Origin of the sequence: Alloyangia pacifica, from assembly GCF_900116195.1 — a bacterium.
GTDB classification, from domain to species: Bacteria; Pseudomonadota; Alphaproteobacteria; order Rhodobacterales; family Rhodobacteraceae; genus Salipiger; species Salipiger pacificus.
This window is the reverse complement of record NZ_FOZW01000018.1, coordinates 57,891-81,035: the sequence shown is the minus strand read 5'-3', so window position 1 is coordinate 81,035 and position 23,145 is coordinate 57,891. Positions and strand designations below refer to the sequence as shown.

19 protein-coding genes are annotated in these 23,145 nt (G+C 66.8%); 7 read left to right on the top strand and 12 right to left on the bottom strand.

The window, feature by feature from the left end; translation table 11 throughout:
- Nucleotides 1–457, bottom strand: a 457-nt coding sequence (locus BM397_RS26325) for an electron transfer flavoprotein subunit beta/FixA family protein (RefSeq protein WP_143187079.1), incomplete at its 3' end; no start/stop codon positions are given.
- Nucleotides 458–985: 528 nt separating this feature from the next.
- On the bottom strand, nt 986–1,876 hold the full coding sequence (locus BM397_RS26320; protein ID WP_092430456.1) for a GntR family transcriptional regulator: 891 nt from the start codon (nt 1,874–1,876) through the stop codon (nt 986–988).
- A gap of 138 nt (nt 1,877–2,014) precedes the next feature.
- Here BM397_RS26320 and BM397_RS26315 point away from each other — a divergent pair, with 138 nt between their 5' ends.
- From BM397_RS26315 to BM397_RS26295, 5 genes are all read left to right on the top strand, one after another.
- Entirely contained in the window at nt 2,015–2,986 is a 972-nt protein-coding gene (locus BM397_RS26315) for a Bug family tripartite tricarboxylate transporter substrate binding protein (protein WP_176806906.1), read from the top strand.
- Nucleotides 2,987–3,043: 57 nt separating this feature from the next.
- Entirely contained in the window at nt 3,044–3,475 is a 432-nt protein-coding gene (locus BM397_RS26310; protein ID WP_092430452.1) for a tripartite tricarboxylate transporter TctB family protein, read from the top strand.
- 9 nt (nt 3,476–3,484) lie between these two features.
- Entirely contained in the window at nt 3,485–5,023 is a 1,539-nt protein-coding gene (locus tag BM397_RS26305) for a tripartite tricarboxylate transporter permease (protein ID WP_092430450.1), read from the top strand.
- Nucleotides 5,024–5,128: 105 nt separating this feature from the next.
- Nucleotides 5,129–7,738, top strand: a complete 2,610-nt coding sequence (gene acnA / locus BM397_RS26300; protein WP_092430448.1) for an aconitate hydratase AcnA — start codon at nt 5,129–5,131, stop codon at nt 7,736–7,738.
- Between the two features lie 34 nt (nt 7,739–7,772).
- Entirely contained in the window at nt 7,773–8,807 is a 1,035-nt protein-coding gene (locus BM397_RS26295) for an AbrB family transcriptional regulator (RefSeq protein WP_092430446.1), read from the top strand.
- A 28-nt stretch (nt 8,808–8,835) separates the two neighbouring features.
- Here the strand turns inward: BM397_RS26295 and BM397_RS26290 are convergent, their stop codons facing one another.
- The 7 genes from BM397_RS26290 to BM397_RS26260 form a co-directional block, all read right to left on the bottom strand.
- Nucleotides 8,836–9,483 carry a transporter substrate-binding domain-containing protein gene (locus BM397_RS26290; RefSeq protein ID WP_176806904.1) on the bottom strand — a complete coding sequence of 216 codons (648 nt, stop codon included), beginning with the start codon at nt 9,481–9,483 and terminating at the stop codon, nt 8,836–8,838.
- A gap of 198 nt (nt 9,484–9,681) precedes the next feature.
- Entirely contained in the window at nt 9,682–10,509 is an 828-nt protein-coding gene (locus BM397_RS26285; protein WP_092430442.1) for a sulfurtransferase, read from the bottom strand.
- A complete protein-coding gene (locus BM397_RS26280) occupies nt 10,506–11,897 on the bottom strand; it encodes an FAD-binding oxidoreductase (protein WP_092430440.1) in 1,392 nt (463 codons plus the stop codon). The genes BM397_RS26285 and BM397_RS26280 overlap by 4 nt, the downstream gene beginning before the upstream one ends.
- Nucleotides 11,894–13,405 (bottom strand): tripartite tricarboxylate transporter permease, encoded by a 1,512-nt coding sequence (locus BM397_RS26275; RefSeq protein WP_092430438.1) that lies wholly within the window; start codon nt 13,403–13,405, stop codon nt 11,894–11,896. The genes BM397_RS26280 and BM397_RS26275 overlap by 4 nt, the downstream gene beginning before the upstream one ends.
- Nucleotides 13,402–13,896 carry a tripartite tricarboxylate transporter TctB family protein gene (locus tag BM397_RS26270; RefSeq protein WP_092430436.1) on the bottom strand — a complete coding sequence of 165 codons (495 nt, stop codon included), beginning with the start codon at nt 13,894–13,896 and terminating at the stop codon, nt 13,402–13,404. The genes BM397_RS26275 and BM397_RS26270 overlap by 4 nt, the downstream gene beginning before the upstream one ends.
- Before the next feature lie 48 nt (nt 13,897–13,944).
- The gene (locus BM397_RS26265) at nt 13,945–14,685 is read right to left on the bottom strand and encodes an enoyl-CoA hydratase/isomerase family protein (RefSeq protein WP_092430434.1); all 741 of its coding nucleotides are present in this window, start codon (nt 14,683–14,685) and stop codon (nt 13,945–13,947) included.
- Nucleotides 14,686–14,720: 35 nt separating this feature from the next.
- Entirely contained in the window at nt 14,721–15,677 is a 957-nt protein-coding gene (locus BM397_RS26260; RefSeq protein WP_092430432.1) for a Bug family tripartite tricarboxylate transporter substrate binding protein, read from the bottom strand.
- 175 nt (nt 15,678–15,852) lie between these two features.
- Between BM397_RS26260 and BM397_RS26255 the strand changes: the two genes are divergently transcribed.
- Together BM397_RS26255 and BM397_RS26250 are read left to right on the top strand one after the other, a co-directional pair.
- The gene (locus BM397_RS26255; RefSeq protein ID WP_092430430.1) at nt 15,853–16,548 is read left to right on the top strand and encodes an IclR family transcriptional regulator; all 696 of its coding nucleotides are present in this window, start codon (nt 15,853–15,855) and stop codon (nt 16,546–16,548) included.
- The gene (locus tag BM397_RS26250) at nt 16,545–17,300 is read left to right on the top strand and encodes an IclR family transcriptional regulator (RefSeq protein WP_092430428.1); all 756 of its coding nucleotides are present in this window, start codon (nt 16,545–16,547) and stop codon (nt 17,298–17,300) included. The genes BM397_RS26255 and BM397_RS26250 overlap by 4 nt, the downstream gene beginning before the upstream one ends.
- On the opposite strand, the gene BM397_RS26245 is transcribed toward BM397_RS26250, so the two are convergent.
- The 3 genes from BM397_RS26245 to BM397_RS26235 form a co-directional block, all read right to left on the bottom strand.
- Nucleotides 17,291–19,408 carry an acetate--CoA ligase family protein gene (locus BM397_RS26245; RefSeq protein ID WP_092430426.1) on the bottom strand — a complete coding sequence of 706 codons (2,118 nt, stop codon included), beginning with the start codon at nt 19,406–19,408 and terminating at the stop codon, nt 17,291–17,293. The genes BM397_RS26250 and BM397_RS26245 overlap by 10 nt on opposite strands.
- Before the next feature lie 599 nt (nt 19,409–20,007).
- Complete coding sequence (locus tag BM397_RS26240; RefSeq protein WP_092430424.1) at nt 20,008–21,363, bottom strand: cytochrome c; 1,356 nt, start codon at nt 21,361–21,363, stop codon at nt 20,008–20,010.
- An 11-nt stretch (nt 21,364–21,374) separates the two neighbouring features.
- Nucleotides 21,375–23,144 (bottom strand): GMC family oxidoreductase, encoded by a 1,770-nt coding sequence (locus BM397_RS26235; protein WP_092430422.1) that lies wholly within the window; start codon nt 23,142–23,144, stop codon nt 21,375–21,377.
- Nucleotide 23,145: the final 1 nt, after the last annotated feature.

Below are 23,145 nucleotides of genomic sequence, written 5' to 3'. Positions count from 1 at the left end.
CGACGTCGAGCTTGTTGGCATAGGTCGCCTGCGCCCAACCCAGAAGGCCCGCCAGCATCTGGCCGGTGGCGTTCATGTCGTTGTCGATCGCCTGCTTGCCCATGATGACGAGGCCGGGGGCCTCTTCCTCGACAACCTTGGCGAGGATCTTGGCGACGGCGAGCGGCTCGATGTCGGTGTGCACGTCTTCGGCGGCGGTCACCAGGATGGCGCGGTCAGCGCCCATGGCCAGGGCGGTGCGCAGGGTTTCCTGGCTCTGCTTCACGCCGATCGAGACGACGATGACTTCCTCGGCCTTGCCGGCCTCCTTGAGGCGGATGGCCTCTTCGACGGCGATCTCGTCGAAGGGGTTCATCGACATCTTCACGTTGGCGAGGTCGACACCCGTGCCATCCGCCTTCACGCGGACTTTCACGTTGTAGTCGATCACTCTTTTGATCGGGACGAGGATTTTCATGGCCGTCTCCCTCTGTCGGCTTCCAAACGATTTCCGCAAATGGGTACGGCGGAGAGGACCTTCTCTCACGCAAGAACGGGCTAGAAAGGACAACATTTTCTTGTCCAAGGGGTGGCGGCGGGAGGCGCGCGGCGCTTGCCGTCGGTGCGCGAGAGGTCGACGTGTCGCGGCCCAGCCGCGCCGGAGGGTCGCTAGCCGAAAGCGGGCGGGTGCGCGTCCGCGTCCCGTCAGTGCCGTCTGCCTGAGAGCCGCCGGACAATGGTCGAAGGCAAGTTGCCCCTTCGCTCACCGCGCCTCCAGCGCCGCGTCTTGGGGGTGAGAGGTTTCGGCTGTCCAACGCGCGGGCGACAGAAAGGCGGCGTGTCAGATTGCGGGCTCTGCGGCGGCCTGGGGCGACCCGGGACGATGGGCGGTGGCCGGCACGGAGGTTAGCGCGCGATTGTCAGTCTGGCGGCGCCGCACCGTGGTCTTGATCCCTGCGCCCTGGGGTGGGGCATGGCACGGCCTGCGGTATCGGGGCGCTGATTGTCAGCGTTCGGCCCAGGCCCGGGCCTGAGGTGCCTTGCGATCATGCGCGTCCTGAAGGTGACGCCGCAGCCGCTCCGAGGCCTCCGGCACCCGCTCCTCGTCGAGCAGGGAGAGGATCTCGAGGTGTTCGCCACATTCGTTCCGCAGCCGCGCCCGGTCGACCCGCGCGCGGTACTCCATCAGGCGCCGCATGCGATTCACCCGTTCGAGCGAGATCAGAAAGAAGGGATTGCCGGACATCTCGACCAGCGCTTCGTGAAAGGATGCGCCGTGACCCAGAATCGTCTCGTTCGGCATCACCGCCGGATCGGTCTCGATCAGGCGTTGCTGTACTTCGCGCAGTTCGCCGAGGCGCGCGTGATTGATCCTGAAGGTCGGCTCAAGCAGGGCGACCGGTTCCAGAGCGATGCGCAGGCGGTAGATCTGGTTGAAGGCCTCGGGTGTCTTGGCCACGGGCAGAAGCCGCCAGCCATAGCCGTCCTTGCGCTCGGCCCAACCCTCGCGCTGCGCCCTGGCAAGATGTTCGGCGGTGCGCATCTTGGTCCAGCCGTAGCGCTCACGCAGGGCGAATTCCGTCATCTCCTCGGGAATGCGATCCCGGATCCAGTCTTCGGCCAGGGCTTGGTATTCCTGAGACAATTCATCTTTTCCGGCGCTGACCAGCGCGCCGTCGGGGATGGTCTCGCTGACGAAGAAACCGCGGTTGGGCCTTTGTTCCAGCACGCCGCGTTCGGTCAGCAGCGACAGCGCGGCGCGCACCGGCGTGCGCGAGACACCGTAGCGGTCGGCGAGCGCCTGCGTGCCCATCTTGTCGCCCGCAGAATAGTGACCCTCCGCGATGTCCATCGACAGGCGGCCGGAGATTTTTTCGGCAAGATCGGCAGTTCGCATGGGCTCGGGTCCTCCACCGAAATCAGATAGCGCGGCAACTGCGGGATCGGCAAGATCCGGGCACGTTGGAAAAAGGATTGCATTTTAGCACACGAAAGTCCAAACAGAGTCGCACACAATCTTTGGGAGGAGCCAATCGTGTATCGTACCTTTGGAGCAGCCATCCTGGCTGCGGTTGTCGCCGTCCCTGCCTTCGCGCAGGACAAGCCCTCGAACACCGAATGCATCGCACCGGCCGCGCCGGGTGGTGGCTGGGACTTCATCTGCCGCACCGTGGCAAAGGTCCTGCGCAACGAGGATCTGATCGACGGCACCATGCAGGTCACCAACATGACCGGCGGCGGTGGCGGGGTGGCCTATGCCCACGTCGTCTCCAAGCGCAACGAAGACGAGAAGCTGCTGATCGCGGCCTCGAACGGCACCACCACCCGCCTCGCACAGGGCGCCTTCCCCGGCGCGGACGAGGATGACGTGCGCTGGCTCGCCTCCTTCGGCGCGGAATATGGCGTGATCGCCGTGGCGGCCGACAGCGAGATCGACGACCTGCCCGAACTGGTCGAGAAGATGAAAGCCGACCCGCGTTCGGTGTCCTTTGCCGGTGGCTCCGCGGTCGGCGGCTATGACCACCTGAAGATTCTGAAGCTGGCCAAGGTCGCCGAGCTCGAGGACGTGCGTCAGGTCAAATACGTTGCCTTCTCGGGTGGCGGCGAGGCCATGACCCAGGTTCTCGGCGGCTCGATCACCGCCTTCTCCGGCGACTTCTCGGAAGTGCGCGGCTTCGTCGAGGCAGGTGACATCCGCATCGTCGCGGTGCTCTCGCCCGAGCGCCTTGCGCAATTCGACCAGTACCCCACCGCCATCGAGCAGGGCTACGACGTGACCGGCCCGAACTGGCGCGGTCTCTACGTGCCCAAGGGCATCTCGGACGAGACCTACGAATCCTGGAACCAGATGATCCAGAAGATGGTCGCCTCGGAAGAGTTCCAGAAGATCCGCGCGGATCAGGGCATCGAGCCGCTCGACCTCTTCGGGGCCGACGCCGAGGAATTCGTGAAAGAGAACGTCGCCGAGATCCGCGCGCTCTCCAAGGAAATCGGTCTCATCCAGTAAATCATCGGCAGGCCGGGGAGTGATCTCCGGCCGCCCCTCACCACGAGAGGATACCGCATGAGCGATCGCATCATGGGGGGAATCGGGCTTGCCCTAGCTGCCTTCTACATCTGGGCTGCCACGATCATTCCCGAAAGCTTCATGGCCGATGTTGTCGGCCCCGCCACCTTCCCCATCATCATCGGCGTGATCATCGCGATCTGCTCGGTCTGGTTCATCTTCCGGCCCGACCCCGAGCCGGTCTGGCCCTCGCTGAACCGGCTGGCCGAAATCGGCTTCGCCATTGCGGTCTGCCTGCTCTACGCGATCCTGCTGCCCAAGCTGGGCTTCCTGATCTGCACCGCACTCGCGGCCGGCTACATGAGCTGGCGCCTTGGCGGCACGCCCGTCGGTGCCGTGCTGACCGGTGTTGGTCTCTCGATCGGCATCTGGGTCGTCTTCAAACTCGTGCTCGGCCTCTCGCTGGCCGTGGGTCCGCTCGGCATCTGAGGTCAGCACATGGAATTTCTTTCGTCTCTCGGCGTCGGTTTCGACGCCGCCCTCACCTTCTCCAACCTCGGGATTGCGCTGCTTGGCGCTTTCCTAGGAACGATGATGGGCGCGCTTCCGGGCCTCGGTCCGGCCAACGGCGTCGCGATCCTCATCCCCATCGCCTTCTCGATCGGGCTTGGGCCGCTGCCCTCGCTGATCCTGATGACCTCGGTCTACTACGGCGCCATGTACGGCGGGCGGATCAGCTCGATCCTGCTCAACATCCCCGGTGACGAGCCGGCGATGATGACCTGTCTCGACGGCTACCCGATGGCCCGCAAGGGCATGGCGGGCGAAGCGCTGTCGCTTTCGGGCATCGCGTCGTTCATCGGCGCCATCGCCGCGACCTTTGGCCTCGCGCTGCTGGCGCCGCAGCTGGTGAAGATCGCGCTGCTCTTTGGACCGGCGGAATACTTCGCGCTGTTCACCATCGCCTTTGCCACTCTCGGCGGCATCTCGTCGACCAACCAGGCCAAGGCCGCTTTCGCCGCCGCCTTCGGCCTTGCGATCGCGATGATCGGCGTCGACACGCAGACCGGCGTGCAGCGCTTCACCTTCGGCGAAGTGCACCTCTTCGACGGCATCGACTTCCTGATCGCCATCGTGGGCCTCTTCGCGCTCTCCGAGGTCTTCGTCTTCCTCGAGCACCGTGGCAGCGATGCCAACAAGGATGAGAGCATTGGCAAGATCGGCCGGATCGTCGCGCCGTGGAGCATGATCCGCAGCTGTATCCCGACCTTCGGGCGCAGCACGATCATCGGCTTCCTGTCGGGCGTGCTGCCCGGGGCAGGGGCCTCGCTGGGCTCGTTCCTGTCGTACTCGGTCGAAAAGCAGATCGTCGATCCCAGCGGCAAGACCTTCGGCAAGGGGGACCCGCGCGGCGTCGCGGCTCCCGAGGTCGGCAACAACGCCGCAGCCGGTGGTGCGCTTGTGCCGATGCTGGCGCTGGGTGTGCCGGGCTCGGGCACCACGGCCGTGCTGCTCGCGGTGCTGCTCTCGCTCAACATCACACCCGGCCCGCTGCTCTTCTCGCAGAACCCCGACGTGGTCTGGGGCCTGATCGCGGCGCTGTTCATCGCCAACGTGATGCTGCTGATCCTCAACATCCCGCTGGTGGGTCTGTTCAGCCGCGTGCTGCTGGTGCCGGTGCACATCCTGATGCCGCTGGTGGCGATGGTCAGCTTTGTCGGCATCTACGGCATCTCGGGCTCGTCCTTCGATCTGATCCTGATGGTGCTCTTCGGTGTCGTCGGCTGGCTGTTCCGCAAGCTCGACATTCCGCTGGTGCCGATCATCCTTGGCATCCTGCTCGGCAACGAGATGGAAGTGAACCTGCGCCGCGCCATGACCCTGTCGGACGGCGACTGGCTGACCCTTGTCGGCAGCCCGCTCGCGATCACTCTCTGGGTTCTGGCCATCATCGGCTTCGTTGCGCCGATGGTCTTTGGCCGCAAGGTGAAGAAGGCGATCGCCGAAGAGAGCGACGAGATCGCCGTCGGCGACTGATCCGAACTTAGCACGGGGCGTGGCAGCGCCCCGTGCCTCCCGGCCAGAGTGCCGGGCAATTCCAACGACCGGCGCAAGGCCGGACCAAGATTCAAGGACCCTGACATGGTGGCCTCCCGCTCCGTCCAGACCTCCGGCGCATCGCTGGCGGTGACCGATTTGCCCGAAATCCTTGGCGGTCTGCTCGAACGGCTGCCCCATGTGCTGCGCCTGCTGGCGGAAAACCACCTGCGCTGCGGGGGCGATGCCGACGAGCTGCGCCAGGCACTCGAGCAGAAGCTGCGCGGCGAGGACACAGGGTTCGAACTCATGTACCGGCCCAACCGGCTGCTGATGCATGACACCACTTGCACCCCGGCGCTGGCCGATATTGCCGGGCTGCGCGATGCGCTGGCCGAGGCGGGGGCGGACCCTTCGGTGCTGGCACCCTCGCTGCCGGTCGAAGTGTCGGTCGATCACTCACTGGCGGTGGACGTCTTCGCCCGCGCCGGCGCGCCGCAGGTCAACCTGCGCAACGAGATCGCCCGCAACGCCGAGCGCTACAGCTTCATGAAGTGGGCCTCGGAGGTGATGGAGACGGTGCATGTGAACCCGCCGGGCACCGGCATCATGCACACGCTCAACCTCGAACAATACGCCACGCTGCTGGAGATCGGCACCGATGGCCGCGCCCATCCCGACATGATGCTTGGCACCGACAGCCATACGCCGATGATCAACGGCATCGGCGTGCTCGGCTGGGGGATCGGCGGGCTCGAGGCGGAAAGCGTGATGTTCGGCCAGACCGTCTCGTTGGCGATGCCCGAGGTGATCGGCGTGCGGCTCGATGGCCGCCTGCCGGAGGGCGTGACCTCCACCGACCTCGCGCTCGAGCTGACCCACCGCTTGCGCGTGCTCGACGTCACCGCCGCCTATGTGGAATTCTACGGGCCGGGCGTGACGACACTGTCCGCAGATGACCGCGCGGTGATCGCCAACATGGCACCCGAGTACGGCGCCACGACCGGCTTTTTCCCCGCCGATGCCAACTCGGTCTCCTACCTCAAGCGCACCGGCCGTCCCGAGGCGCTGACCGCAGCCATCGAGCCCGCTTTCCGCGCCATGGGCCTGTGGTTCGACCCCGAGGCCGCGCCGCATTTCGACCGGCAGATTGCGCTCGATCTGGGCACGCTCGAGCCGACGCTCGCCGGTCCGCGCCGCCCGCAGGACAGTCTGCCCGCCCGCGCTGCCCGCGAGGCGGTGGAGACGGCCGTGGGGCGCGATCTACCCGCACTGGCAGAGCGCCCCGCCGAGCTGCCGGACGGCGGCATCGGCGTCGCGGCGATCACCAGCTGCACAAACACCTCGGACCCGCGCCTACTGATCGCCGCCGGTCTGCTGGCCTGCAAGGCACAAGAGCGCGGCCTGAGCCCCGCGCCTTGGGTCAAGACCTCGCTGGCCCCGGGATCGCCCTCGGCCACCAGCTATCTGGCGCGCGCGGGCCTGCTGAGCGGCCTCGAGGCCGTGGGCTTCGGCATCGTCGGCTTTGGCTGCACCACATGCATCGGCAACTCCGGCCCGCTGCCCGAGGCGGTCGAGGACGCGCTCGCCGAGGGCAAGGCGGTGGCCGCGGTGCTTTCGGGCAACCGCAATTTCCCGGGCCGGGTGCACGCCAAGCTCGACCTTGGCTTCCTGGCCTCGCCGCCGATGGTGGTGGCCTTTGCGCTGCTCGGACACCTGCGCGCCGACATCACCCGTGATCCGCTGGGGCATGATGCGTCGGGCGCTCCGGTCTACCTCTCCGACCTCTGGCCGCGCGCAGAGGAGATCGAGTCCGCCATGGAGCGGGCTTTCCGTGCCGAGGACGTTCACGCCGACTTCCGCGAAGCGCTCGACAACCGCGACTGGGCTGCGCTGCCCGCGCCGGCCACGAACCGCTTCCCCTGGGATCCGGAGTCGCGCAACCTGCGCCGTCCGAAATTCGCCCGTGCCGCCAGCACCACGGCGCTCGGCGCGCTCAAGGCCCGACCGCTGCTGGTGCTCGGCGATGACATGACCACCGACCACATCTCGCCCGCGGGCTGGATTGACCCGGAAAGCGCCGCCGGCACTTGGCTCATCGAGCGCGGCGGCGACCCCAAGAACCTCAACGTCTACGCCAGCTATCGAGGCAACTGGGAGGTGATGCTGCGCGGGCTCTTCACCAACCGCTCGGCGATCAACCATCTCAACCCAGATCTGCCCCCGGCGCATCTGCGGGGCGAAACGGGCGAGGTGCTGAAGCTGCATGAGGCCGCCGAGCGTTTCGAGGACGAGGGCACTCCCGTGGTGATCTTCGCGGGCGAGCGCTACGGCATGGGCTCAAGCCGCGACTGGGCCGCCAAGGGCGCGGCGCTTCTCGGTGTCCGCGCGGTGATCGCCCGTAGCTTCGAACGCATTCACCGCACCAACCTGATCGGGATGGGCATCCTGCCGATCGAGATCACCGACGGGTTCATCCCCAGCGAGGGCGGACTGCAGCTCGCCGACGAGGTCTCGCTCTGCGTGGAGGCGGGCGGCCTTCAGCCTCGGCAGAAGACCGAGGTGGTGGTGACCCGCGGCGACCTCGTCCGCCGGATCGAAGGCCGCGTGGCGGTGGAGACCGAGCAGGAGATCGAGACCCTGCGGGCCGGCGGCGTGCTGCCGAAAATCCTTGCCGAACAACTGAGCCGGACCGGCGACAGTCTCTCGGCATGAGCCGAGCCGCGGGACCTGAACGGAGGGCGCGGTTTTGACGCTGCCCTCCGGACTGCTCCGCACCGCGGTGACGGTGCTTGTCGCCGGGGCCGCGGGGGCCGGGCTGGACTGGGTCGGCATCCCTCTTGGCTGGCTTCTGGGCGCAATGCTGACGATGATCGCCGCGGCCTTCCTGAGACTTCCCGCCGAGCAACCCAGGCCACTGGTGCCTTGGGTCAAGGCTTCAGTCGGTACGCTGCTCGGCGCATCGGTCACGCCCGCCATCATCACCGGGGCGGCGCAATGGTGGCCCTCGGTGCTCTGCATGCTGATCGTGATCGCGCTCGGCGGGCTGATCAATTTCCAGCTTCTGTCGCGGGTTGCGAGGTTCTCGAGGGTCGAGGCGACGCTTTGCTCCATGCCCGGCGGCATCACAGAGATGATCCTGCTGGGCGAGCAAGCGGGCGCGGATCAGCGCCGCGTGGCCATCGTGCACACGCTGCGGATCGCGCTGTCGATCCTGACGATCCCGATCCTCGCGACGCTGATCTTCGGAATTACCATCGACCGGGCCGCGGCTCCGGAGCACCCACCGATGACGCTGCCGGATTGGGGCTGGTTCGCCGCCTGCATCCTTGCGGGGGTCTTGGCAGATCGGCACACGCGAATTCCCGCGCCGCTCATCCTCGTGCCGCTGGTGCTCTGCGCGGCGCTGCACCTGTCGGGGCTGACAGCCTTTGCCGTTCCCGGCGCGGTCTCGACGCTGATCCAGCTGGTGATCGGGATGAACGTCGGCGCGCGCTTTCTGGGACTGAGCTTGCGCAGCCTCGCCGCCATGGCGGGGGCCGCGTGCTCGGTGGTGGCCGTGCAGATATCGCTGGCGGTGGCGGCTTCGCTGCTGATGTCGGGCTGGATCGGCGCAGACCGGCTGTCGCTGATGCTGGCCTATGCGCCGGGAGGGTTGGCGGAAATGTCGCTGATCGCGATCGCCATGGGGCGGGAAGTGGCCTTTGTCGGGCTGCACCACGTGCTGCGGGTGCTGCTGTCGCTGGGCGCCTCAAGCCCGCTGGTGCGCCGGGCCAGCCGCTGAGCGGTGAGCCCGGACGCAGGGCATGGCATCAACTGGGGATGATCGCGCAGTCGCGCGATACGCCATGCCGTTCGAGAATGTCACCGACGGTGCCGTCGCGCAGCGCCTCCGTCAGGAAGGCCTGCAGGTCAGCCGAGGCCTCGGGGCGTCCCTGCGGCATGGCCATGGCCTGGCGGATTTCCATGAAGGGCGGGGTCAGCACGCGACTGCCGGGGCGGGTGCTGGCTTCGTGCTCCATGGCCTGGCGGATACCAGCCGCGGCGCGGACCTCGCCCCGGTCCATCGCCTCAAGCGCCAGGTGCAGCGTTTCGTAGAGCTGAAGATGCTCGGCACCGGGCTTGCGCTGAAGCGTCAGCGAATAGGCGCTCCCGCGCACCGAGCCCACGCGCTGACCGGAGGCGACGAGCGCATTTGCGTCTGCTGCCTCACAGACCGGACCCGCGAGATAGCTGCCCTCGATCCGCACGTAGGGCTCGGTAAAGGCGATGGTTTTGGCGCGTTCGGGATCGACCGCGAGGAAGCAGACGTCCCATTCGTCATCGCTGGCGGAGGAAGAGACGTCGACGGCACGGTTGTATTCCACAAAGACGACCTCGCGGCCGCGGGCGGTCGCATAGGCGCGCGCAAGATCGACGCTGATGCCCTTGGCCTGCCCATCTTCGTCGCGACCTACCAACACGAAGTTCCCATGGTTCAGGGCGACGCGAAGGGGCGCGGTGCTTGCGGAATGGTCCAATGACATAGGCTTTGTCCACTTATGGTTTTTGGTACATATAAGACCAAAAACTACAAGGGACAAATCAATTCCGCACGCGGGGACCGGATTGGGTGCAGCGCCCGTGCAAGCGCACGGGCGCTGCAAGCGGGGCGGGTGTTAGGAGTTGATCGGGCCAAGCAGCCCGCTTCCCCACTCCGCCCAGGAGCCATCATAGAGGGTGGCATCTCGCCCGATCCGCGCAAGGCCAAGCGCGAGCGTGCAGGCGGTCATGCCCGATCCGCAGGTCACGATGGTGCCGCTCGCGGGGCCGGCCCCGATCTTCTCCCGCAGGGCCGGGGCGTCGAGAAAGCGCCCGTCCGGACCGGTAAGCTCGGTGAAAGGCAGGCTGCTCGCGCCCGGCATGTGGCCCGAGGTGAGCCCCGCGCGCGGCTCGGGATCGCGTCCGTGGAACCGGCCCTCGGGGCGCGCATCTAGGATCGGAGTGCCGCCGCGGGCAACGGTGTCGGCCATGGCCTTGCCATCGAGGACGCGCGACAGGTCCGGTGTCCAGCCCCGCCGTGCGACGGGCGCGGGCTCGGGCAAGGCGCCGGAGGCGGTTTCATGTCCGCCCGCCTGCCACGCTGCGAGGCCACCATTCAGGACGCGCACGTCCGGGACGCCGAAGAGGCTCAGTGTATACCAGACCCTCGGTGCCGAGAAATGCATCCCGCTGCGGTCGTAGATCACCACCGGGCGGCTGCCGTCGATGCCAAGCTCGGCCATCGCTTCTGCGAAGCGCTCGGCATCCGGCATCATGTGCGCCAGCGGCGCGGAGGTGTCGGCGATCTCGTCGATCTCGAAGAGGACGGCGCCGGGAATGCGCAGGGAGGCCACGTCGTTGCGGCTCCGCTCGGGGTCGGGCGGAAGGTAGTAGGTCGCGTCGAGGATCACGGCGGTGTCGAGGATTTCGGCAAGCTCCGCGGGGTCGATCAAGGGGTCGGTCATCTCCGGGCCTCCTGTGCAAGGGGAAGAACCTTTCCGGGGTTCATCAGGTTGTCGGGGTCGAGCGCTGCCTTGACGCGGCGCATGATGTCCAGCGCGGGGCCGTGCTCGTCGGCCATGTATTTCTGTTTTCCGAGGCCGACGCCATGCTCTCCGGTGCAGGTACCGTCGTGCGACAGCGCCTCGGCCACCATGCGGGCATTGAGCTCGGCGAGCAGCGCCCGTTCTTCCGTCGCCTCGGGGTCCAGCGCAAAGACCACGTGAAAATTGCCGTCTCCCACGTGTCCCATGATCGAGGCGGGCACCGGGCAGTCGTCCAGCAGCGCCTTGGCATGGTCGATGCAGGCCGGCAGCGCCGAGAGCGGCACGCAGACATCCGTCGCCCATCCGCGCGCGCCGGGGCGCTGCGCGACGGTCGCGGTATAGGCTGTGTGCCGCGCTCTCCAGAGGCGATTGCGCGCCTCCTCTTCCTTGGCCCAGCGGAAGTCCTTGCCGCCATTGGCGGCGGCGAGTTCCTCGAACAGAGCGACCTGCTCGCGCAGCCCTTCGGGCGATCCGATGAACTCTACGAAGAGCGTGTCGGCCTCGGTATCCTCGCGCGCCGAATAGGCGTTGACCGCGCGGATGCAGCCCGCGTCGAGGTATTCCATCCGCGCCGGGGTCAGCCCCATCTGGATGGCCTCGACCGCCGTCGTGCTCGCCGAGCCCGCATCGGGAAAGGTGCAAACCGCCGCCATGGTCGCCTCGGGTCGGCCATAGAGGCGCAGGCTGATCTCGGTGATGATGCCGAGCGTCCCCTCCGAGCCGAGGTAGAGATGGGTCAGGTCGTATCCCGCGCTCGACTTGCGGGCGCGGCGCGCGGTGCGGATGATCTCGCCTTCCGCGGTGACCACGGTGAGGCTCAGCACATTCTCGCGCATGGTGCCGTAGTGCACAGCGTTGGTGCCAGAGGCGCGGGTCGCCGCCATGCCGCCCAGCGTGGCATTGGCCCCGGGGTCTACCGGAAAGAACAGCCCGGTATCGCGCAGGTGCGTATTGAGCGCCTCGCGGGTGACCCCGGCCTCGACGGTGCAATCCATGTCCTCGGGGCGCACCGCGACGATCCGATCCATGCGGGTCATGTCGAGGCAGAGCCCGCCCTGCGGCGCGGAGGCGTTGCCCTCGAGCGAAGAGCCTGCGCCATGGGCAATCACCGGCACGCGTGCGTTGCGGCAGGCACGCAGGATCGCGGCGACTTCCTCGGTGTTGACCGGATAGGCTACGGCGTCGGGCGGCATGGCGTCGTGATGGGCCTCCGTGCCCGCATGGTTGTCGCGGTCGGACCGGCCTTCGGTGTACCTCTCGCCGAGCAGGTCGGTCAGCTGCGCGGAGAGGCTGTGCGGGAAGGTCATGGTGTCGAGGTTTCCTTTTCGCTGTCGGCGCGGCGCCACGCGGTGACTGCAAGCAGCATCTGCGCCAGGAGGATCGCCGCGATCACGATCAGCAGACCGCAGGAGATCGGGCGCGTCACGAAGGTCGAGAACTGCCCGTCCGAGAGCATCATCGATCGGCGGAAGTTCTCCTCCATCAGCGGCCCAAGCACGAGGCCCAGCACCAGCGGTGCGGTGGGGAAGCGCAGGACGCGCAGCACGAAGCCGAGGACGCCGAAGGCCAGCAGCTGGTAGACGTCGAAGATCGAGTAGCGGATCGAATAGGTTCCGATCACGATCAGCACGACGATGGCCGGGTAGAGCAGGCGGTAGGGGATGCGCAGCATGGCGACCCAGAGGCCGATCATCGGGATGTTGAACACCAGCAGGATCAGGTTTCCGAGCCAGAAGCTGGCGACCAGCCCCCAGAACATGTCGGCCGACTGGGTCAGCATCTGCGGCCCGGGCGTGACCCCGTGCACCATCATCGCACCCAGCAGCAGCGCCATCACCGCGTCGCCGGGCACGCCGAGCGTGAGCGTGGGGATGAAGGCGGTCTGGGCGGCCGAGTTGTTGGCGGCCTCGGGGCCGGCCACCCCCTCGACGGCCCCCTGGCCCATGGTGTCGCGGTTGCGGCTGATGCGGTTCTCGGTGGCGTAGGAGAAGAAGGAGGCGATGGTCGAGCCGGTTCCCGGCAGCGCGCCGAAGAACGAGCCGATCGCCGAGCCGCGCCAGATCGCCGGGAAGCTGTCGCGCAGTTCCTTGCGGGTCGGCATCATCGAGCGCAGGGTGATCTTGCTGCTCGGTGTGGCGCGCTCGCCCTGGCCGATGTTGGCGAGGATCTCCGCGAGGCCAAAGAGCCCCATGGCCGAGGCGACGAGGCTGACGCCGTCCATCAGCTCGAAGTTGCCGTAGGTGAAGCGCATCGCGCCCGAGGTGAGGTCGATGCCGACGAGCCCCAGCACCACGCCGACCACCACCATGGCGAGGCCACGGATCGCCGAGCCCTCGGACAAGGTGGATGCGGCGACGAGGCCGAGCGCCATCAGCATGAAGTACTCCTGCGAGCCGAACTTCAGCGCCATTTCGGACAGGGTCGGCGAAAAGGCGGCCATCAGCAGGATGCCGATCGAGCCGCCGATGAAGGAGGCGAGCGCCGAGAGCATAAGTGCCGCGCCGGCGCGGCCCTTCTTGGTCATCTCGTAGCCGTCGAGGCAGATCACCGCCGAGGAGGCCGTGCCCGGCAGTCGCAGCAGGATCGAGGCCACCGACCCCCCGTACTGCGCGCCGTAGTAGATGCCCGCGAGCATCACCAGAGCGCTGGTCGGCGAGACGTAGTAGGTCATCGGCAGCAGCATCGAGATCGCCGCCAGCGGGCCGACGCCGGGCAGAACGCCGATGAACATGCCGATCGAGACCCCGATGAAGCAGTAGAGCAGCGTTTCGGCGCTGAGCGCGACCTGGAAGCCCAGAAGAAGGTTGTCGATCATGACAGGAGACCTTTCGGCAGCATTGCGATCTGCAGGTCCAGCCCGACCACGAAGATCAGCCAGACCAGCGCAAGCACGATGACGCCCAGCAGGACCAGCTCCTTCAGCTTGCGCCTCGGTTCGGCGAGGGCCGAGAGCAGCACCACGAGAAGCACCGCAATGGCCCCGCCCAGGAACTTGAGCGTCAGGGCGAAAGCGACGATGCTGCCCAGCACAAGCGACACCGGAAGGAGCGGGCCGAGCGAGACCCGCTGGTCAGGGTGCCGCCAGCTCTCGACCAGCAGCACCACGCCGAAGAAGATCAGCAACCCGGCGAGCGCCGCGGGGAAATAGCCCGGGCCCATCGCGGCGGCGCTGCCGATGCTCAAGGTCTGCACCTGGGCCAGCACCGCCGCGGCGGAGAGCAGCAGCGTGAGCCCGCCCAATCCGCTTACGGAAGTCAGAGCCTGCAGGGCGCGGCGAAGCCGGCCCCCTTGTTGGGTGTCTCGCATCGGAACCTCCCCTTTCCTTCGCGAATGTCCTGCGATGAGCCGGCCGCCTCAGCGCCCTTCGAAGACGGGCTTCTGCTTGGCCCTGAAGGCGGCAAGGGCATTTGCGGCATCTTCGCTGCCCAGCACGTGTGCGATGCGCATCTCGCTGTCGTAGAAGGTCTGGATCGCCACGTCGCCGGCGGCGTCCAGCGACATCCGCTTCAGCATTTGCAGGACCAGCGGGGCATTGGCGGCGAGCTGGCGGGCCATGGCGCGGGCCTCGGACACATGCATGCCTTCGGGCACGATGCGGTTCGCCATGCCGGTCTCGTAGGCACGCTGCGCAGAGATCGGATCGCCAAGGAGCATCATTTCCATGACCACCCGCAGCGGGCCGCGGCGCACGGCGGCGGTGATCGCCCCCTTGGCGACGCCGACCTTGGCCTCAGGGTAGATCAGCTCGGCGGTTTCGGTCATCACGATGAAGTCGCACATCAGCGCAAGTGTCAGCCCCGCGCCGATGGCCTTGCCGCTGATCGCCGCGATGATCGGCTTGTCGCAGCGCAGTCCGAATTCCGGCACCCCCTTCCAGAACTGGTCGGGGGGTGCGGTCAGGTCGGCCCCCGCGGAAAACACCTTGTCGTCGCCCGCCTTGAGGATCGCGGCGCGTGCGTCGCCCTCCTCGAACCGCAGGAAGCAACTGCGCAGGGCCTCGAACATCTCGGCCGTCAGGGCATTGCGTTTCTCGGGGCGGTTGAGGGTGATCTCGGCGACGCCGTCGATCTCTTCGTAGAGGATGTGCTCGGACATGGGGGTGTTCTCCTGCGGGGGCCGGAAGTATGCGATCAGTCGATCGAGATGCCGCTGGCATCGCGGATCGCCGCAAAGGTCTCGAGGTCGGCTGCGACCACGGCATCGGTGGCCGCGGCGTCGCGGTACTCCGGCAGCAGGCCCATCTTGAGCGTCTGTTCCTGATACACCTCGGAGGCGACCATGCCCTCGAGCGCGCCGCTCATCCGCGCGATGGCGTCCGGGTCCGTGCCTTCGGGCGCGAAGACGCCGAACCAGCCCGAGAGCGTCAGGTCATAGCCGAGTTCCGAGGTCGTCGGCACGTCGGGAAGGTTCGGGTGGCGCTCGGGGATCATCGCGGCGAGGATCTTGATCTTGTCAGAGCCGGCCTGGGTAAGCACCACCGGGTCGATCATGAACTGCACTTCGTTCGACAGCACGGCAGCCATGGCGTTGTTCGATCCCTGGTAGGGGATATGGGTCGCGTCAGTGCCCGTCTCCATCATGAAGTACTCGGCGGTGAATTGCCCCATGGAGCCGACGCCGGCGGTGCCATATTTCGTGTTGGCGTGGTCCTTGAGGTAGGTGACAAACCCGTCGAGATCGTCGATCCCGAGGCCTGCGTTGACGCCGATGAAGGTCGCGGCATTGGCGGTGGTGGCAATGCCGTCGAAGCTTTCGACCGGGTCATATTGCACGGCTTTGTTGATCAGCGGCTGCACGACATTGGTCGCGTTGTTGCCGAAGAAGATGGTGTAGCCGTCGCTTTTTGCCTGCGCCGCGATGGTCGCGCCGACAACGCCCCCTGCACCCGGCTTGTTCTCGACCACGACCGGCTGCCCGACTTCCGCCGAGATGGCATCGGCCGCCATGCGCGCAAGAAGATCGGTGGTGCCGCCGGGGTTGTAGGGCACGATCATGGTGATCGGCTGGTCCGGCCAACCGTCGGCGGCAAGCGCCGCCTGCGCGGTCATGGCAATGCCGACGGCGGCAACGAACAGTTTCGAGTGCATATTCTCTCCTCCCAATTTTCGGCACACGGGCGCGCACCGGTCCTCCTCAGAACGAATCCGAGCGTAGCAGCAAGAATTTTGTCGCTCAATATAAAATAGCGTTCTAATATGTGGAACATTGACAGGAGGCGAACCGCTCCGCTATCAAGCTGGGCGGGCGTAGAAGCGGGGTTGCATGGACAAGACACTGATCAAGGGTTTGGCATTGCTCGAGCATGTCGTGATGGCCGGGGAGCCGGTCAGTATCAGCGAGCTCTCCCGCGAGATCGGGCTGACCAAGAGCAATATCCACCGCACGCTCACTTCGCTTCAGTCTGCCGGCTATCTGCTGTTCGATCCGACGAGCCGCCGCTACTATCCGTCCTGGAAGCTCCCGCAGCTTGGCGACGTGGCGCGGGCGCAATTTCCCTTTCGTCGCGCGACCATGCCCTTCGTCGAGGCGCTTTCGGCGGCGCTGGGGGAGAGCGCGCATTTCGCACTTCCCTCGGGGGATGACGTCGTGTTCATCGCGAACGCCACGCCGCGCACCGGCTCCGCCGCGGTGATGCCCGACAACCATCGACTGCCCTCGGGCGACACCGCCTTCGGTCTTGCGCTGGCCGCCGGTGACCTGCCGGAAGGGGCGGAGCGGCACGGGGCGTGCGTGGTCCTGCGCGAACATCCGTTGCGACAGACCTTCGAGGTGGCGACCCCGGTCCTCGGTGTCCACGGCCAGGTCATCGGTGCGTTCGGCATCAGCGGACCAAGGGCGCGGTTCGACGCCGCTCTCATCGAGCTGCAGGAACAGCGCATTCTCGCGATATGCGATGACGTGACACGCAACATTGCCGGGGTCGTGGTGCCGACCGGCCTCAGCGGGGATGCCGCATGATCAAATCCGTTGAGAAGGCGTTCCGCCTGCTCGAAATCCTGTCCGACACGCGCGAGCCGATGCGGCTGCGGGACATCGCGGCCCGGTCGGAGATGACGCGATCCAACGCGCTGCGCATGCTGCAGACCTTGCAGGAACTGGGCTATGTCCGGCAGGCCGAGGGCAGCCCGCTCTACGAGATGTCGCTGAAGGCGTTCCAGATCGGGGCGCGCAGGATCTCGCAGGACGGTCTGGTGACAGCTGCGCATCCGATCGTTCAGGACCTTGCAGACAAGGTCGAGGCCAACGTGCTGCTCAGTGTCAGGGATGGCGCTCATTGCGTGGTGGTGGACCGGATCGAGAGCCGCGCCTTCGTGCGCACCTTCGCACAGCTCGGGGCGCGCGAGCCGCTGCAGGCGGTGTCCGCCGGCAAAGTGCTGCTCGCCTTCAGCTCGCCCGCGGTGTTCGAGATGGCCGCGGCCAACCTGACGCCGCTGACCCCACGCACCATCGTCACCCCCGAGGCGCTCGCCGCCGAGATGGAGAAGGTGCGCGCACAGGGCTTTGCCACCACGGAAGGCGAGGTCAAGCAGGACGCAAAGGGCATCGCGGTTCCGGTCCGTGGCCGCCTGGGCGATGTCGTTGCGGCGCTGACCGCCTCGGGGCCGCTGCCCAAGATGTCCGACGACGAGTTGCATCGCTATGTCGAGATGCTGCGCAGCCATGCCGCCCTGATCGAGGCGGCATGGCCGGGAGGTTTCCGTCAGGCCTGAGCCGGGAGAAGCGTGCCGCGCCCGTCCAGGGCGATGGCGCCGCTTCCGGTCACGCGAAGCGGGTTGACCTCGAAGTCGACGAGCTGGCAATCGAGATCGGCGGCCATCCACGAAAGCCGGCTGATCGCATCGCAGGCGGCGTTCACGTCCAGCGGGGCCGCGCCTCGGGCACCGTTCAGCAGCGGCCATATCCGCAGGCTCTCGAGCATCTCGCGCGCCGTCTCGGGTGACACCGGCGCCGCGCGCTGCACGACGTCCCGCAGCAGCTCGACGTGGATGCCCCCGGCGCCGATGATCACCTGCGGGCCGAAATCGCCCTCATTGGCGATGCCTGCGATCAACTCGACGCCGCTGCCGATCATCTGTTGCACGTCGATGCGCGGGGCGGCGCCCGGCGCGGCTGCGGCGATCGCCTTGGCGACCTCGTCCCATGCTGCGAGAAGCGCCGCCTCGTCGGCGATACCCGGTTTGACCAGGCCCAGATCGCTCTTGTGGACCACGTCCGGCACGACCCCCTTGAGCACGACCGGATAGCCAAGCGCGCGGGCGGCGATGGCTGCCTCCTCGCGGCTCACGGTCAGTTGCGCGCGCGGCACGGCGACGCCGTACCCTTCCATCAGTGCCTTGGCCACCGGCTCGGTCAGGAAGCCCTCGGGCAGGGCGTTCGGCAGCGCCGGGCCGGCGAGCCGCGACGGGGCGTCCGGGCGCATCAGGTCGGTCGCGGCCCGGTCGTCGAGCAGCAGTCTGAGCGCGCGGATCATGTCGTCGGTGCGTGTGACGAAGGGCAGCCCGGCGTCGAGCAGCGCCTGACGCTGCTCCTCGGCGAAGCGCGATGTGTTGAGCACGAAGACCATCGGCTTCTCGGCACGCCGGTAGATCTCGACGAGCTTGGCGAGGGTCTGCGGCATGAGTGGCTGCGGCGTCATCACGTAGACGAAGGCGGCGACGCCCGCGTCCCCATGCACCGCCTCTATCGCGTTTTCGAAGACCCGGAACTCCAGCCCTCCGACATGCCCGCCCAGGTCCAGAGGGTTGTTCTGGTGCGAGCGCAGGTAGTCGGTGTCGAGCCGCTGGCGTGTGGCCTCGGAATAGCGCGCGACCGGCACGTCGGCGAGCGCGAAACGGTCGGCGATGATCGCGCCGCCGCCGCCCGAGGCGCAGATCGTCGCCACGCCGCCGGTGCCCATTGCCGGGTTCGCGGCAAGGATGCCGGCGCAGATGATCATGCTGTCAGGATCGTCGACCAGCAGCACGCCGCAGTCCCGGCACAGCGCCTCGAAGGCCGAGTAGGACCCCGCGAGGCTGGAGGTGTGAGACTTGGCCATGTCCGAGCCGGCCTCGGTCCGGCCGGCCTTCACCGCGACCAGCCGCTTGCCCGCGGCGCGTGCGGCCAGCGCGATCCGGCGGAAGCGCTCGGGGGATTTCAGTCCCTCGATGTAGAGGCACACCACCCTGGTGTCGTCGCGCTCAAGGAAGGCCTCGGTGAAATCGCACAGATCGAGGTCCGCCTGGTTTCCGATCGAGATCGTTCCCGAGAGGCCGACGCCATGGTCATGTGCCTGGACGAAGAGTGCGCCCATCAATGCACCTGACTGGCTGACAAAGGCGACATTGCCCCGCCGCATGGTCTGCGCGTAGCGCAGCGTCGGCGTGGAGGAGAGCGCGACGTTGGCACCGGGTACGATCATGCCCATGCAATTCGGCCCCACGAGGCGCATCTTGTAGCGTCGGGCGATCTCGACGATGCGCGCTTCAAGCGCTGCGCCCGCTTCGCTGAACTCGCCGAGCTGGGCGGTGATCACGATGCAGGCGCCGACACCTGCCTCGCCGCAGGCGGTGATCGTCGCTTCGAGAAGCCCGGCAGGAAGCGCGACGACGGCAATGTCGGGCGCAGCCGGCAGGTCGGCGATCGACGGGTAGCAGCGGAGCCCGGCAACCGTCTCGCGCTTGGGATTGATCGGGTAGATGACACCGTCGTAGCCGTGTTCGATCAGGTGGTGCAGGATGCGGCCGCCAAATTTCCCATAGTCTTCTGTGGCGCCCACGAGCGCGATGGACCGAGGCGCGATAATGCGCCCGACGCTGATGGCCTCGTTACGGATGGTCAATGATGTCTCCTCCCTAATCGTTCCAATAAATAGAACGATGTATCCTAATTAGTAACAATCCGGATTCTAGCGGCCTCTGTCAAGCAAAGAGGGAGGGGAGCTTGTGCCTTCCGTCCCGCCCGGCCCCGATCCGATCCCGGCACCTGGCATGCGCCGGATGTGTTCGAAATCCTTTGGGGGGGAGGTCGCGCCTTCGCACGAATAGGTGCGGCGCAAATGGGGGGAGGGCTTGCCCGGGGCGCTCCTTTGCCGGACGCGATATTCTAGATCCGGCCTTCACCCTGCCTCTAGCGATCGGGTGCGGGCATCGAGGCGGTTCGGGCATTGGCATTCAGGTTCGGGCAGGGCCGTCCGCAGGAACGCGCAGCGGTCGCGCGGCAGCCGGATGCCGATGCCGGACAGATAGTGGTCGCCCGAGGCCCGCGCGGTGCAGCGTGATTGGTCTGGCGGCAAGGTTTCGCGCGAAAGTGACACGCTACACCGGCGGCAGGCAGCCCCCGCTGGCGTCCGCATCACTCTGGGGCGAGACATTTCACATCGTGGAAAGCATGAAAAAGGGGCCGGAAATCCGGCCCCTTCTCGTTCTTGTGTCTGCGAGCTCAGTGGCTGGCGTCGGCGTTCCGAACCGCGGCAACCTCGGCGGCGCTCACTTGCCCGGCGTCGTTGCCCCAGGCCTTGCGCAGCCAGCTGGCCAGCTCGGCGACTTCCTCGTCCGACATGCGGTCCGCGTAGCCCTGCATGCGCAGCGTCATCGGACGTTTCGCGGTGCCGGGAACCTCGGCGCCGTTCAGGATCACCGAGATCAGCGGCTTGGTCTCCGAGCCGGTGACCATGTGGTTGTCCTGCAGCTCGGGGAAGATTTCCGCCGCGCCCTTGCCGCTGGCAAAGTGGCAGCCGATGCAGTTGTCGCTGTAGAGACGCGCACCGAGCGGCATGTCCGGGTTGGCCTCGGTCAGCATGGACGCGGTCGCCTCTCCGGCGTCATCCGCGCCGGCGATCTCGATCGCACCCACACCCTTGGCCGCGAAGGTCTCGGGTGCTTCGACCTCTGCCCCGTCCATCCCCTTGAGGAAGGCGGCCATGGCGAGGTTGTCCTCGTCGGTCAGGTACTGCAGCGAGTGCTCGACCACGAGACCCATCTCGCCGTTGGCGGTGGAGTGGGCGTTGCGGCCGGTGGCGAGGTAGGCTGCCAGCTGCTCGACCGACCACTGCTGCGGTGCGGAGTCTTCGCCGCGCAGCGCCGGGGCGTTCCAGCCGTCGATGACGCCGCCGGCGAGGAAGCTGTCCTCATCCGCCGTCACGCCGTCCTGCGACATGAAGGGCGTACGCGGGCTGTGGCAGGCGGCGCAGTGGCCGGGGCCCTCGACGAGGTACTGGCCGCGGTCCTGCAGGTCGGAGGTGCCGACCGGGTTGAAGCCGGCGTCATGGGTCAGCGCCAGCCAGTTCCAGGCGCGGATGCCGAAGCGCAGGTTGAAGGGGAACTTCAGCTGCGTTTCTTGCACCTCGTTTTTCACCGGCTCGACCTCTGCCATGAGGTAGTCGTAGAGGGCACGGATGTCCTCTTCCTTCATCAGGCGATAGTTCTCGTAGGGCATCGCCGGGTAGAGATGGGTGCCGCCCTTGGCGATCCCGTCCACCATGGCGGCGCGGAACTCGTCATAGGACCACTCGCCGATGCCGGTCTCGGCGTCGGGGGTGATGTTGGTCGACCAGATGGTGCCCATGGGCGAGGCGATGGCGCGGCCGCCGGCGAGCGGCTCGCCACCCTCGGCGGTGTGGCAGGCCACGCAGTCCGAGGCATGCATCACGTATTCACCCTGGCCGGGTTCCGGCTGCCAGTCGGCGGCCAGCTCCTGCGCGGGTTTGCTGATCTGCACCGGCACGAAGATGAAGGCCAGCAGGGCGATGACGCCCAGCACGGCCAGGCCGCCGATGATGCGGAGGAAGGTCTTCATTTACGTTCTCCTCAGACCAGCGGACGGGGGTTCGAGAGGTACTGCGTGCGGATCGCGTGCACCGTGTGATAGGCCAGACCGCCCACGAGGCCGGTCGGGTTGTACTGGGTGTTCTGCACGAAGTTGCCCGCGCCCATGGCGAAGACGTTGTGCGCCTTGAAGGTCTGCGAGTAGCGGTTGACCGCGCCCTCGCGGGCGTTCTCGGCCATGATGTGACCGCCGGTGTTGTGCGTGGTCTGGTAGGGACGCACGTCATATTGCGCACCGATGTTCTTGAACCCGGCCTGCATGATGTCGGGGTTCATCGAAGCGGCCAGCGGCTCCATCTTCGACTTCATGAACTGGTTCATCTTCAGGTCGTTGTCCTGCCAGTTGAACGTCATGCGCATCAGCGGACGGCCGTGGCGGTCGGTGTAGGTGGGGTCGAGGTCGAGGTGGTTGTTCGCATAGGACATGTGCGAGCCATGCGAGCCGATCGACATCGCGTGGCCGTACCACTCGCCGATGCCTTCCTTCCAGCCCGCGCCCCAGCTCGGCGTGCCCTTGGGCAGCGGCATGTTGCGGATCGGCTGGCCGTTGAACGTGCCGGCGCGCCAGTAGGAGCCACCGATGAAGCCCTCGGCGCCGAAGTCGTTCTGGCTGATCGAGAAGTCGTCGATGACCATGCCGTTGGCACCGTGGCCGACGAAGGGGTTGAACTCGGCGTCCTTGAAGAACATCGAGACGCCGCCGTTCATCTGGTAGGCGTAGTTCTTGCCCAGCGTGCCTTCACCGGTCAGCGGGTTGTAGGCCTCGCCCAGGCCCGAGAGCAGCATCAGGTGCACGTTGTTGAGCTGGTAGCTCGACAGGATCACGATGTCGGCGGGCTGGAAGACTTCTTCCTGCGCCGCTTCGTCCCAGTAGGTGACGCCGGTCGCGGTCTTGCCATCTTCGGCCAGTTCCACGCGCAGAACTTCCGAGCCGGTGCGGTACTCGAAGTTCGGCATGCGCTTGAGCGCGCCGAGGATCGCCGTCTGCGGCGAGGACTTGGAGTACTGATAGCAGCCGTAGCGCTCGCAGAAGCCGCAGAAGTTGCACGGGCCCATCTGCATGCCGTACGGGTTCACGTAGGCGGTCGAAGCGATGCCCGCCGAGGCCGGGAACGGGTGGTAGCCCATTGCCTTGGCGGCTTCCTGGAACTTGGCCGAGTCGTAGGTGGTCGGCAGCGGCGGCATCGGGAAGTCTTCGGAGCGCCAGCCCTCGAAGGGGTTGCCGCCTTCACGGATCTCGCCGTTGAGGTTGCCGGCGTAGCCGGAGATGCCCGCGACCTTTTCGAACTGCGTGAAGAACGGCTCGAGCTCGTCGTAGCTGACCGGGTAGTCACGCAGGTTCATCCCCTCGGGAATGATCTGCTCGCCCCAGTTGTCGCGCACGTGGCTGCGAAGTTTCAGTTCGACTTCCTGCGGCCGCCAGTTGAGGCCGTTCCAGTGCGTGCCGGCACCGCCGACGCCGTTGCCGGGCAGGAAGGAGCCAAGCGAGCGGTAGGGCAGGGCGGTCTCGCCGTCGTTGCGGCGCACGGTGACGGTCTGCTGCGACGGCTTCTGCATCATTTTCAGACGCACGCCGTATTTCAGCTCGTCGATCTGCTGCGGGTATTCGAAGTTCGGAACCGTGTCCTGGTCATGGCCGCGCTCCAGCGCGACGATGTCGAGGCCTTCCTGCGCCAGCTCGATACCTGCGATCGAGCCGGTCCAGCCGAGGCCGACAATGACCACGTCCTTTTTCTTTTCCTGACGTGCCATT